Below are 13,108 nucleotides of genomic sequence, written 5' to 3'. Positions count from 1 at the left end.
GAGATCATCGGCCGCCTGCGGGGACGTGAGGCGGAGGTGGTCTCGGCCCTCTTTTTCGAGGGAAAGGACCCCAGGGCTGTGGCCGACGAGCAGCATATGGACGTCAGTCACGTGTATCGCCTGCGGCGCAGCGCCGTCGCCCGCATTCGGAGCTGGCTGGGGCTGCCCTCCGCCCGTGATGCCGCGGAAGCGGGGATGAAGGGATAGGTTGGAGGGATAGTGCTGGACGAAAGGGTGGCGGCCAGAAGCTGTCGTCCATGGAGGTGAGTGCTATGGCGTTCGAGTGGAAGGACCTTGCGGAGGATTTTTCGGCCCGGCAGCGCGCTATCGTGGGCGAGGCTTTTTACGACGAGGTGGCGCGCACGATGCTGCAATGGGAGGACTTGGGCGACGCCCTGGAGGTGGCCTGCGGCGACGGAGGCTTTACCTCGCTTTTTGTGCCCAAGGCGCGGCGCCTGGTGGCGACGGACCGGGAGGAGGCCATGTGCCGCGTGGCCCGAAAGAAGCTCTCGGCCTGGCCCCACGCGGAGGTGCGTCGGGCGGACCTCTTCGACCTGCCCTTCGGCGAGAAGAGCTTCGACACGGTGCTGGCCCTCAATATTCTGCACGTCCTTCCCGACCGGCCGGGTGCGCTGCGCGAGATGCGCCGGATGCTGCGGGAGGGAGGACGCCTGCTGCTTATGGACTTCGGGACCGACGGCATGTCCTTCGACGAGGTCATGGCGATGGCCGGGCGCTATCAAAGGGCCTTTGGCCCCGTGGAGGACCGAAAGCAGCCCGTGACCTTCGAACGGCTGGCGGACGAGATCGAAACCTCGGGATTCGAGATCCTGAAGCAGGAGCGCCTGTGCTCGCCCACGGGGGCCGCGCTGGTTTTGGAGGCGCGGCGAAAGGAGACGGACTGAGGGAGGCCCGGTTTCAATCGGCGCGTCCCTTTTCTTTTGGAGCGGAAGAGGTAAATCGGCCCCCCTCGCAGGAGGGGGGCCGATTCGTCTCCGAGAAAGGACGGGGCTTCAGGGTTTTCCGCGCAGGACAATTGGCAGGGCAGCCAGAAGGATCAGACCTGCGAATCCCGTGTTACAGCCGCTTCCTCCGGAATGCCCGGACGTTTTCTTATCGGGCTGATTGTTGTCGGGGTCGGGGTTGGAGCGGGGAACACTGCCGAGCGCCAGTCCCTCCGACCCCAGGTTCTTTTCCAGCATGGAGCCGTCCTTGAACCGGAAGCACACGGCCGAGATCGCAGCCTTGTCCAAAGCGGAAGCGGGAACCCGTCCTTCCAGCTTCAGCCGGTATTCCTGACTTTCCTTCGTTTGAACCAGGAAGGTGAACGCCCCGACCGGGTTGCCGTCCCAGGCCAGACTGCAGGTGACGCCGCCTACAAAATGGGAGGACGCGCTGGCATATACGGCGTCGGGCTGGGACGAGAGCCTCACCGGGCAGATCAGGGAAACGCTGGAGAACCCCTGGGTGTCCGGGACCCCGATTGTCGCCGTCCAGCGGGCGGGGTCGATGGGGAGCTCCACGGATTCCTGAGGAAGCTGGGGACTGGGCTTTGGTTGCGGCTCGGGCTTTGGCTGCGGTTCCGGCTTTGGCTGCGGTTCCGGTGTCGGCTGTGGTTCGGGCCGAGGCTCGGGTTTGGGTTGCGGTTCTGGTTTGGGCTTGAGCGACGGGTCGGGAGGAACCTCGGGATAGCGCGTATTCAGCCATTCGAGAGCTCCCTTGACGTTGAGGAAGCCATAGGCGGAGAGCTTTTGTTCCTTCGGATTGATCCCCTGATAGTCGCTTTTTGTCGGAAAGGGCTTGGCGACGGGATTGACACTCGGCTTTGCCCCCTTGAGGATGGCCTCCTTGAGCTCGTGGGCTTTGAGGGTAGGAAACTTCGACATCAACAGCCCGGCCGCTCCCGCCACATGGGGGGCGGCCATGGAAGTTCCCGACATGAACCCATAGAGTCCATACGTGCTTCCGTATCCCGGGCCCTCGACTCCCTTGGGCGTCGTGCTGTAGATCTTCATTCCCGGAGCCGCCACGTCGACTTTCGTCTGGCTCCAGTTGGAGAAATACGCCCCCTTCCCCCCCTCTGCCATGGCGCCGACGACGATCATATTGTTCAGCCCCGTGAAGGACGCGGGATAACAATACTCCCCTCTCCTGAAACGGGGCCGGAAGAGAGACTCCGAGTCGCTGAACGGGGCGGGTTCCCCTACCTCCAGCCCCTCATTCCCGGCCGCTACGACAATGACGATGCGATCCGTATCGTCCAGCGCCTTGTAGGCACGCCACTCCGCGGAGTCCCTTTCCATCTCCTCGGGGGATTCCGCGCTGTAACCGCCCAGGGAGAGGTTGACCGCCGCAATTTTGAGGGCCGGCTGGCTGCGAAGGAGGCCAAGCAGCCTGTCAAGCCCCCTGATGACGGTGGATGTCGAGCCCGAACCATTTGCGTCCAGGACCTTGAACGCGATGACCTTACTTCGCCAGCTGACCCCGGCGACCCCTTTCTGATTGTCGCCGACGGCTCCGATGATCCCGCTCACGTGGGTGCCATGCCCCGCATCGTCCTCGTAGGCGTCTTCGGCGTAGAAGGGCGAGAAACAGCGGCTGTTGAGCGTGTCGATGTTGTCCTTCAGGTCCTCGTGTCCGGTCGCGATCCCCGTATCGAGTACGGCGACGCGGACGGAATCGTCTCCCGTCGTCTCGCTCCACGAAGCCGGCGCGTCGATGTCCCTCATGCCCCAGAGCTTGTCGAAGTATGGGTCGTTGGGGATTTTCTCCTCCAGTGCGTGCAGGGGGCGGTTAGGGGATATGGCAAGGACACTGGGGTTTCCCTTCAGTGATGCCGTCAACTGCTCCGTCGTTCTGCCCTCTGCGTTCAGCAGTACAAAAACTCCATCCACGGACTCCGAGAGCGCCCCATAGGTTCGGACGACCCGCGCTCCTGCCGCCGCAGCTTCGGCAGCGACGTGGAACTGGGTCACGCCCCGCAGGGCGGAGCTGTGGGTCAGGCGTTCGCCGGAGTTGTTGCGGAACAGAACGATCACCTCCCCGGGGTTGGCCGGTTTCGCTTCCAGGGGGCCTGAGCACAGAAGCACGAACGCGCAGCTGCAGATAAGGGCAAAGTATTTTTTCGTCATGACATGAAGCCTCCCGAATGGGTCGGATCTACAGGGGTGCACTGCCCCCGCCTGCGACAGAACAAGGGGATGCCTGCGAGAACGATGAAGGCGAAGGGGAATGAGCTGCATCCGCCCCCGGAGCTTTTCGTCCCTCTCTTATCACTCTTATCGGGAGTTTCCGGCGTGGAATCGGCGCGAGGGACGCTGCGAAGGGGCAGCCCCTCCGAGCCGAACTTCTTCTCGGATGCGGAGCCATCCTCGAAATAGAAGGTGATCCCCCTGATCGCCGCCTTGTCCAACTCCGAATCCAGAACCCGTCCGTTCAGCTCCAGCCGGTACTTGTGCTTCTTCTCCATCGTCACGGACATGACGGTCCCGGCACCCTCCCCGTCCCTGACAAGCCTGTAGGACTCTATGCCGTTGACGAAGTTCGAGGCGTCGACGCGCACAGAAACGGGTTGATTGAGGAAGCTCACGCCGCAGGAGAGGGAGATGCCGCGCTCACCCCTGTCGTTGGGAGCTCCGACTTCCACGTTCCAACCGGCAGGATTCTCCGGGACGTCCACACCGATGTCCTGCGAGATCTCGGGTTGAGGTTGGGGCTTCGGATTCGGTTGGGGTTTCGGATTCGGTTGGGGATCCGGCTGGGGTTGCGGATTGGGCTTGGGATCCGGCTGTGGCTGTGGCGCAGGGGCGTTCCCGGACAGGATGGTCAGGGGCAGTGAGGCGGACAGCAGGGAGCCGTTCTTGAGCCGCACATCGAGCGTCAACGTCCCGTCCACAATGCCCTCCAGGGGCTTGAAGATCAGGGCAATGTCCGTGCTTGTGACAGGGTCCATCCACCAAGCCCATTTCGTGTCGGGGCGGCCATCCTTGCCGCGATAGGATGGAACGGCCCTGTCCACGGTCGCGATCTCGGCGTCGCCGATCAGACGGTAATGAAACGTGCGCACCTCGCCGATATGGAGCCTGGTGTCCGGCTGGCCCACGATCTCCAGCCCGGTGAACCGTATCTCCTCGAATCCCGCCGATATGCTGTGATCGCGGGAGACCCCTTCGAACTTATAGTCGTACTCCGTGCGGCCGGAGGCATCCGGCAGGAGGGCCCCGTCGACCCGGACGCCGGCGATCTGGAAGCCCTTGTCCGCGCGAATGGCGAAGGAGCGATCCGTTCCCCTCTTCACGGAGATCTCCCCGGAGGGCTCGATGCTGCCCCCGAGGTCGGCCGCCGCGGAGATGACGAACTCCGTTCCGGGAACCGTTGCGTTTACCTCGAAGGATCCGGCATCCGCCCTTCCGGAACGCTTCAGTCCCCTCTGGTCCGCCGAGACGCAGGAGAGGAGCCCCTCCTTCTGCATCTTCGACAGGGAACTCCTCTGCAATTTCCCCTCCAGCTCCGTGCCGTTCATGCCGATATCGACGGCGGAACTTCCCGCCACGATGGCGCAGGTCTCAGTCGAACCGCCATTGTCGGCCAATGGTTGAATTTTTGCGTCCCCGGACGCGACGTTTTCCGGAGTGGCCCTCGAATAGTTGAAGTCCCCCTTGACGACGCAGTGGCTTACGAGGAACCTCCCGACCATTTCGTGATAACCGATCTCCCCGCCCTCGTTCTCCCAGAGGATGCCGTTCAGGATAAAGGGCTCGACCCCCTGTTCGGCGTAGAAGGCGCCGCCCTCCGTGCCCTTGTTCCTCAAAAAGGTACAGTGCGTCAAAACGGGCGCCGTCTTGGGGAAGGAGGTCATCCCGTTTTCCGCATACGCTCCGCCGCCCCTTGGGGCTTCGTTTCTGAAGAAGGTGCAGTTCGTGAGCGCCGGGGACCCGACGGACTGGAAGAAGCCGCCGCCGCAGCTCGATGCGTAGTTCTGCGAAAAGGTGCAGTTATACAGGGAAATCGCGGTGCGTTCTATGGCAGCGGCCCCTCCGCCCAGCCCCCTGCCGTTTTTGGAGGATGTCCGGTTGCCGACGAAGGTGCAGTCCCTCACCTCGGCAGCACTGTCGTAATAGATATAAAGCCCGCCTCCACGGGTATCGACCTTGCTTTGTTCGCTGCTCTCCGCAGTGTTGTTCTTGAACGTGCAGGCAATGATGTGCGGGCTCGCCGCCATGACGCCCATTCCTCCGCCGAAGGCTTCCGCCGAGTTCCCCTCGAAGAGACAGCCCTTCACCGTGGATCCGAACTCCCCGGCCTTGCCGATCTTTCCGAACTCGAACAGGCCGGCTCCCCCCTGTGAGGCCCTGTTTTTCTTAAAGATGCAGTTTTCGACCCTGGGGCTGCCCTCGCGACTGCTCATGCCGCCGCCTGACTTGGCCAGGTTGCCCACAAAGATGCAGTTCGATATCCTTGGGGAGCCCGATAGGCTCAATCCTCCGCCCTTGCCCGCCGGGTTGCTGCCCCCGGTGACAGTCACGCCGTCGAGGACGGTGCTCTCCGTGCATTTTGCACCCTTCACCACGACGGTACTGTTAGTCCCCGTGATGCCCTCCCAGGAGGCCGTCGCGCCGCTTCCATCCTTTTCGTCGTCGTTATGGAGGTCGCCGGTGAGGATCGTCACGTGCGCCTTGGGATCCCGCCCGCTTCGGTCCTTCTCGTCTCCCTTGAATCCTCCGTAGACCGCCACTCCGTCCCCGAGGATGAACGCCGCCGCCGGATCGCCTGAAAGGCTGGGCCGATAGATGCCGCCAGCCACCCAGAACTCCGTCCCCGCTCCAGCGGAGGAAAGCGCGGCGGAAAATTCCTTCTCTCCCAACGCGCGCTCCCAGGAGGAGCCGTCCCGATTCGCTTCCAGGGGTGCCCCGTTCGGTGTGACCCGGAGCACCCTTTCGGCCGCCCCGATGGGGTGGGGAAAAAACAGTGAGACAAAGGCCAGTGCCGCCGCAGCATGAATCGTAAAACTCTTCCTCACTTTCAGGAACTCCCTTCGGAAGAAATAGTCCCGAATCTCAGACTCTTCGATTCGGACACACCTCGAAACAAAGCAGAAGGCCGCCCTGTGGAGATGGGAGGAACGGCCTTCCGCCTTGGGTCAACGGTTCAAAAAATTTCAGGTCGAGTTTACCGCGCTTTTTTCCCGAATCGTGATGCCATGGGCACCAGGGCCAATGCCGCAAAGGAGAGAAGCCCGGTGTCGCACCCGCTGCTGCCGCCTTTCTTTTCCGTATCGGGGGAAGGAGATGTTTTCTTCATCCCCTTCAACGGAATCCCCGAGGACGGCAGGGGCAGGCTCCGTTCCCCCGAACCGTCGGAGGGCGTGTAGAGGATACCCGTGATCGCAGCCTTATCCCTGTCCGCCGTTTCGAACTCCCCGGAGGCCCTGAGCGTGTAGCGACGGGCTGCCGCAGCGGCCGTCCTCGTCTTTCCCGAGGAAACGGGAAGCAGCTCGGCCTTCACCGTTCCCTGCCGGAACCCCTGGGTTGTCAGACGCATGCCCTTCAGGCCGAGGTTCGTCTCGAAGCTGGTCGTGAAAACGACCTTGGTGACATTACCCACCTGAGTCTCGCTGATACCCCAGTTCTGCGGGGACTTGAGGAAATCTCCCAGTTCCTGCTCCTGCCGAGTGTCGGGCTTGGGTTCCTCGGGCTTGGGGGTTTCTGGCTTAGGGGTTTCCGGCTTCGGATTTTCCGGCTTGGGATCCTCGGGTTTGGGATCCTCGGGCTTGGGTTTTTCAGTATCCGGATTGCCGGGGGTGGGGGGGACCGGAGTTCCCGTTGTCTTCGAGACGACGAAGTTGCCGACGCTGGGCACCGCTCCCGCCCGGCTGATGAGCTCCTCCATGCTCTCCTCGGTGATGTGAAGCGCGCCGGTCCATCCCGTATGCTCGTGCATGGCGTGGACCTCCCCGAACGCCGAGACCATCCCGCCCTTCGCGAGCGTTTGCGAGTCGATGGAGGCTCCCTTCTTCTCCTTTTGAGCCGCTGGCCTGATCTTGTCCGCATAGGCCTTCAGGTTTGCATAATCCCTGCGGCCAAGGTCCTCGGTCTCCGCGACCGTGCAGGTTTCGCCCGTGGACTTGATCTTGATCTTTACGGTAAGCCGTCCATTGTCCGAGGCCCCCGTGCTGGTTTCCATGTCGGCGACTCCCAAGGACTTCCAGAAGTCCGCGGGGTCCGTGCCCCCCAACATGGGCCCGACGGTGACGGAGACATCGGCGGGCTTGAAGACGCCATCGCTCCACGCCTGGGAGGCGAACTGCGCGGCGCGGAACCCCGCGACGGTGTTGAAGAGGGTGTCGGAGCTGACGTTGGCGTTTTTCACAAGCTCATCGACGATCGAGCCGAGCTCCAGCACCTTCTTGGAACCGTCCTTCCCCACGAAGACGAGGGAGTTGTCGTACAGGACGTCGTTCAGCCCCTTGTCCCTCGGACAATCGCGGACCTCGAAGCCTCCCAGGAAGGGCGAGACCTGTGCCAGACCGGCTAGGCGCGTCTCCTCCTCCGCGGTGGACGCCCCCTTGCCCTTGAGCTCGAAATAGCGGGGCGAGAGCATCTTCTCCGTGGCGCGGAAAAGCAGGGACTTTCCCGTCGAAAGGGCCGAGACGCGGAACCATGCGTCGGCCAGCTTCAGGTCCTTCTCCGCGGTCAGGGACCCCGCAGCTCCGAGCACGATCCTACCCTCGGGGATGCGCAGTCCTGCCGTCAGAAATTCCTTGACCTTCGGATCGTTCCATCCCGTCTCGACCGTCACGTCGTCCGCGTGGAACTTCTTGTCCTGCCAGAGGCCGGAGGCGGTCTGGGCCAGCCTGAAGAGCATCGTCTCCGTCAGGCCCCGGTTCCGCCCCGTCAGTTCGAGGTTCCCTCCCGTGGTCTGCAGCCTTCCGTCCTGGACGAGGACCGGGACCCCAACGCCCTTCTCCAGGACCCGGTACTCGTAGTCCTCAACCTTAGGTTGCTCGAGGACCCTCTCGAGCAGGTCGCTCAGTCGCTCGTACTCCTTGTCCAGGGCCTTTTCCTCATCGGTCTTCAGCTCCTTGGGCCATTCCGCCTTCGTTTGCTCGTTTAACTTGTTGAATACCTTTTCCTGCTCTTCCTCGGTCAGTTCGCCGAATTTTTTCCCCGGATGATCCGCTTTGAGGATCGCCTGGAGCAACTTGTTTCGCAGAGCCATCCAGCGTGTTCTCAGCTTGGCGTTCCATTTCGCGGCAACCGTGAAGACGTCCTCGGCCACGTCCTTGATCGGCGTGCACAGGAACCGCTCGCCCGAGGACCGTGACCGCCCCGAGAACTGGAACTTCGGAGCCCCCGCGGTCATGGCGAAGCGCCAGCTCAGCCAGATGCCCTGGTCGGTTCCCTCATAGTACTTTTCCCTCTGGAAGAAGTTCAGCGCGCACCCGAACAGCCATTCCGACCGCAGGGTAAGATCGTAGGGGCGAAAGACCTTCTCCGGGGACTGATTGCGCTCCAGAACCTGCATCAGACGATAGTTCATACGGCGGTTCGAACAGCTCCCCATTAATTTGAAGGAATCCTCTACCTGCTTTCCGCCGAATGTGCGGACCACCTTCATCTCGTTGGGGATCCGACCCTGAGCCGGAGGTTCCGCCGCGACGGGACGAGGCGTCCCCGCGAGCGCGAACGACAGCGCCAACAACACGCCAAACGCCGCCAATACCTTTTTCCGCATTTCTCCACACATTCCTTTCCGGGCGCCTCTGCGCCCTGTAGTCCTTCCTCCCCTCCGCCGGTGCGTCCGGCTTGGGAGAGCCCCAAGAGGCGGCCTCGCGGGGTTCTCGCCCCCCCGCTTCAGCCGCCCGACCCTCTCCTTCTTCAAATTGGAGAGGATCTGAATTTATTTTTGTTTGTTCATACAAACAGATAATAGGTCTGCTTCAGGGCGTTGTCAAGCCCGGAGGCGCGTCCGGTATACGAGGCTCAAGCACCCTCGTTCTGCAGCCATGCAGGGAAATCGTCGTTGAAATCTTGTATTGACTGCTTGTTTTTTGAAGGGGAACTATCGTTTTTTCCGGTGTGCTGCGCTGAGGAATGGTGAAAATATCTACGTGTCTTTTTAATCTATTGGGAATAGTCAATGGCATATTATTTTTTAAACAAACATTTTTGTTGACAAGCAGCTCGTAGTCAGTAAAATAAAACAGCTGTAGGTTTGATGCATAAAAAATTCGTGAGGGAACGCAATATGCCAAACGCAACCGACGGACCTCACGTCGTACACGACGAAGTCGAATAAATCTTCGAAAACAAGACTGTTTTTGCAGAGCCGAAATGGCTGGCCCACGAGGCGATTTTCCGGGGCGATCCCCTGGATTCATCCAAAATCCCAAGGTAAAGGAGAGGCGTCGATGTACGAGAAAGGCCGAAGGAGCGGGTTGTGTGTTGGAGTTTTGTTGCTGTCCCTGCTCGTGTTTTCCGCAAGTGCGGAGGCGAGGACATATCACGTGACTCAGAACGGCGGCGGAGACAAGGGGGGCGGGGATTGGAGCAACGCCCTTGACGAGGGCGGGTTCAGAAACAAGCTCAAGGAATCCGAGGCGGACGACGTTTTCTGGGTGGCCAGAGGAATCTACCGTCCTTCGGGGGAGAAGGACCGCAACGCTTCTTTCATCCTCAAGGAAGGTGTGAAGCTCTATGGCGGGTTCAAGGGGGACGAGACGAGCCTCGAGTCCCGCAGGCCGGAGGTCGACGTTACGGTTCTGACGGGCGACTTGGACGGCGATGACAAGAGGGACGGGAACGGCGCCACGCCCAAGGCCGAGGACATCGTTGGAGAGAACAGCTACACCGTGGTGCGGAGCTCGGGCTGCACCGCCGCGGCCGTCCTGGATGGCTTTACGGTCTGCGGGGGTATCGGAGAGGAAGGGAAAGTCAAGAACTATGCCGGCGGAATGCATAACGTCAAGAGTTCCCCGACTATAACGCGTTGCGTCTTCTCGGGCAACAAGGCCGTCCGGTATATGGGCAGCGGTGGCGGAATGTGTAACGACAACGGCAGCAATCCCGTCATAAGCCACTGCACCTTTTCGGGCAACGTGTCCTTGCCGGTAAGCTGCGCGGGCGGGATGTGCAACAGCTACAGCAGCCCCACCGTGACCCGCTGCACTTTCTCCGGGAACTCCGGATACGCCGGCGGAATGCTGAACGATGGCGGCAACCCGGTCATCACCCACTGTGTTTTCTCCGAAAACGAGGCCGGTTCGGGGCGAGCCCACGGCGGCGGGATGCACAATGCCTCCGGGAAGCCGGTTATCTTCCACTGCAGCTTCTCCGGGAACCGAACTGCGATAGCGTTCAGCTCCGGCGGTGGGATGTACAACGCCGAGAAGAGCGAGGCGGTCGTCACCTACTGCACCTTCTCCAAAAACGAGGCCATAAAGGGATATGGCGGCGGGATGTACAACAAGGGCACCAGTAGGCCGACTATTGCCTACTGCACCTTCTCCGAAAATGATGCCGGCGATGGCAGCGGGGGCGGGATGTACAACGACGATCGCAGCACGCCGACCGTGAGTTGCTGTGTTTTCTCCGGGAACAAGGCCAATGGGGCCAACGGCAAGGGAGGCGGGATGTTCAATCAGGGCAGAAGCGAGCCGACCGTGGTCAACTGCACCTTCTCCGGGAACTCGGCCGAGGAGGGCGAGGCGCCCTATGGAGGGCTTGGAGGCGGAGTGTACAACAAGGAGAACAGCAAGCCCGCCATAGTCAACTGCACTTTCTTCGGAAATCGGGTCAGCGGAAAGGGCGGCGGCGGGGGAATCTATAACGGCGAGAGGAGCTCCCCCTCGGTGATCAACTGCATCCTCTGGAACAACGGCACGGAGATGACCGACGCAAATCATGTCAATCTGACGTTGAAGAACTGCGTCATCCAGGGTTGGACGGAGGGGGGCGCAGGCGTCACCAGCGCGGACCCGAAGCTGGAGGGCCTAAAGGACAACGGCGGACCGACCCAAACTCACGCGTTGCCCTCGGGCAGTATTGCCGTCAATGCGGGAACCCTGGAGGGGCTGCCCGCCAATATTCGGGATCTGGTGAGCGTCGACCAGCGGGGCTATAAACGCACGGATGCGAAACCGGACATCGGCGCCTACGAGTTTATGCAGCAGCCTGTGCCCGTTCCGACGAAATTTGCCGTCCAGGTCTCCTGGAATGCGGGCGGGAGCGTGAAGCACAAGGGCGCTGCGGTCACCTCTCCATTCAAGACGGAGGTGGCGTCGGGAGACGGTCTCACATTTGATATCACGGCCAATCCGGGCTTTGTCATCGGCACGCTGACGGACAACGGATCCGACGTCAAGGATGCCGCGGGGAAGAGCGGCTACAGGTACGCACTCGACAACGTGACGGCGGCTCATACGCTTTTGGTGACGTTCAGGGCGTCGGCCCCCGTCGTTCCGATGAAGTTTATCGTCCAGGTCTCCTGGAATGCGGGGGGAAGCGTGAAGCACAAGGGCGCTGCGGTCATCTCTCCATTCAAGACGGAGGTGGCGTCGGGAGACAGTCTCGCGTTCGACGTCACGGCCAATCCGGGCTTCGTCATCGGCACGCTGACGGACAACGGATCCGACGTCAATGATGCCGCGGGGAAGAGCGGCTACAGGTATGCGCTCGACAACGTGACGGCGGCTCACACACTCTTGGTTTCGTTCAAGACGTCGGCGTCGAATCCTCCAGAATCCTCGGACCCCAAGCCCAACGAGCCTCAAAAGCCCGATCCGGAAAAGCCGGCTCCGTCTCCATCCCCATCTCCGGCCCCGAATCAGCCTCTGCCCCCGGAATCCTCGGATGTTCCTCCTTCGGCGACGTTGCCCGATATTCCCATCAGCCCCGAGAGGTGGGTCGCCGAGGTCGTTCCCGAGTCCGGAAAGCCGGGGACCCTGCGCTTCACGCTCACAACCTCCATCGAGGCGCAGCAGCCGATAACATTCTTCAGCTCGAGGATGCGCGATATCGTCGAGGGCACCCTGCGGACGGAGCTCTCTCTGGGGGGGCAGAAGGCCAGCCTCGCCCTTGCGGTCGCCGAGAGCGATGCGGCGCTCGGCGGGTCGCCCCGCCGCTATGGCCTGAAACTGACGGGCAACGTATTGGAGGGCAATTTGTCCAACACGGCCATTACGGCCCTTCAATACCGCCTGGAGGGCGACTCGAAGATCCACTCGGTCTCCCTTCCCGAGGCCGGCATCCCCATAAGCAAGATGCAGCGGAACCAGAGCCCGCAGCAAAATAAATCCGGCGGCGGGGGCTGCGAGGCGGGATTGGGTTTTTCGGCTCTGATCGCCCTGTCGGCGTTCGTCATTCGCCGCGGAAGATAGCGTCATATTGCCGATTCCATTGAGCCCAAAAGGGGCGGCGGCTTGTCGAAGCCGCCGCCCCTTTTGACTATCCTTTCACGAGATCTGTTCCACGGAATCCACGGGGGTGAGCGAACGCATTTGGGACGACCCGCATCTGCGTGGAGATACCGGAGGGCGTCCGGCGTTCTTTATGGTAAAATCGGCACGATCCCGGTCTTTTGCGTCGGCGGGCGACGCGTTTTCATGATGCGGCCGGATGCGGACGGACCCGAACGGGACGCCTGGCGGATTCGGCCGGTTTTCGCCCTCGCTGCCATAAAAAGCAGGCGCGGGGGGATAAAATACTGTTGAGAGAGAGGTAAAAAATCGGCTTGAGGAGGAGCTCCCTCCCCAAGGCCGTCGGAGGTGGGACGAGTGGGCGGAGAGGGCATGGAAAAACGGGTGGCCGGCATTGTGCGGTGGCTGGAGCGCTTTCAGCGTTCCTACAAGTCGGGGTCGATGGAGAGCGCCCTGATGGACGCCGAGTGTGCCCGGGCCGACCTGGAGACCCTGCGCCGGGACGTATGGTCCTCGCTCGGTCCCTGTCGTTTACCGCGCCGCCGAAGGGGGATGTTCGTGTCCCGCGCGGTCCTTACGGCCTTTCTTGTCGTGTTGGCGACATCGGTCCCCGTTTCCGAGCTCCGGCGGCGGACGGAGGAGGCTTCCCCCTGTCTCTTATACACATCTCCGAGCCCACGAGACGGAGCTACA

Annotated in this window: 6 protein-coding genes and 1 pseudogene; 4 read left to right on the top strand and 3 right to left on the bottom strand. The window is 61.7% G+C overall.

Annotated elements, in window-relative coordinates:
- Both ABLA28_RS07505 and ABLA28_RS07500 read left to right on the top strand, forming a co-directional pair.
- Positions 1-207, top strand: a pseudogene (locus tag ABLA28_RS07505) (hypothetical protein); the annotation flags it as partial.
- 65 nt (positions 208-272) lie between these two features.
- The gene (locus ABLA28_RS07500) at positions 273-905 is read left to right on the top strand and encodes a class I SAM-dependent methyltransferase (protein WP_347713140.1); all 633 of its coding nucleotides are present in this window, start codon (positions 273-275) and stop codon (positions 903-905) included.
- Between the two features lie 108 nt (positions 906-1,013).
- Here the strand turns inward: ABLA28_RS07500 and ABLA28_RS07495 are convergent, their stop codons facing one another.
- The 3 genes from ABLA28_RS07495 to ABLA28_RS07485 form a co-directional block, all read right to left on the bottom strand.
- Positions 1,014-3,131 (bottom strand): S8 family serine peptidase, encoded by a 2,118-nt coding sequence (locus tag ABLA28_RS07495; protein ID WP_347713139.1) that lies wholly within the window; start codon positions 3,129-3,131, stop codon positions 1,014-1,016.
- On the bottom strand, positions 3,128-6,019 hold the full coding sequence (locus ABLA28_RS07490; protein WP_347713138.1) for a right-handed parallel beta-helix repeat-containing protein: 2,892 nt from the start codon (positions 6,017-6,019) through the stop codon (positions 3,128-3,130). The genes ABLA28_RS07495 and ABLA28_RS07490 overlap by 4 nt, the downstream gene beginning before the upstream one ends.
- A gap of 149 nt (positions 6,020-6,168) precedes the next feature.
- Complete coding sequence (locus ABLA28_RS07485) at positions 6,169-8,733, bottom strand: hypothetical protein (RefSeq protein ID WP_347713137.1); 2,565 nt, start codon at positions 8,731-8,733, stop codon at positions 6,169-6,171.
- Between the two features lie 676 nt (positions 8,734-9,409).
- Between ABLA28_RS07485 and ABLA28_RS07480 the strand changes: the two genes are divergently transcribed.
- Positions 9,410-12,376: a right-handed parallel beta-helix repeat-containing protein gene (locus ABLA28_RS07480; protein ID WP_347713136.1), complete on the top strand. Its 2,967-nt coding sequence runs from the start codon at positions 9,410-9,412 to the stop codon at positions 12,374-12,376.
- Positions 12,377-12,772: 396 nt separating this feature from the next.
- On the top strand, positions 12,773-13,108 hold a 336-nt coding region (locus ABLA28_RS07475), incomplete at its 3' end, for a hypothetical protein (protein WP_347713135.1).

It is taken from the genome of uncultured Fretibacterium sp., assembly GCF_963544685.1.
Taxonomy (GTDB): Bacteria; Synergistota; Synergistia; order Synergistales; family Aminobacteriaceae; genus CAJPSE01.
Note: the sequence above shows the minus strand (reverse complement) of the source record. Positions and strands in the feature narration are given on the sequence as shown.

What these genes read in the sequence shown, in the direction of transcription:
- ABLA28_RS07495 (WP_347713139.1), bottom strand. Translation starts at nt 3,131, where the DNA reads ATGACGAAAAAATACTTTGCCCTTATCTGCAGCTGCGCGTTCGTGCTT.
- ABLA28_RS07480 (WP_347713136.1), top strand. Translation starts at nt 9,410, where the DNA reads ATGTACGAGAAAGGCCGAAGGAGCGGGTTGTGTGTTGGAGTTTTGTTG.
- ABLA28_RS07485 (WP_347713137.1), bottom strand. Translation starts at nt 8,733, where the DNA reads ATGCGGAAAAAGGTATTGGCGGCGTTTGGCGTGTTGTTGGCGCTGTCG.
- ABLA28_RS07500 (WP_347713140.1), top strand. Translation starts at nt 273, where the DNA reads ATGGCGTTCGAGTGGAAGGACCTTGCGGAGGATTTTTCGGCCCGGCAG.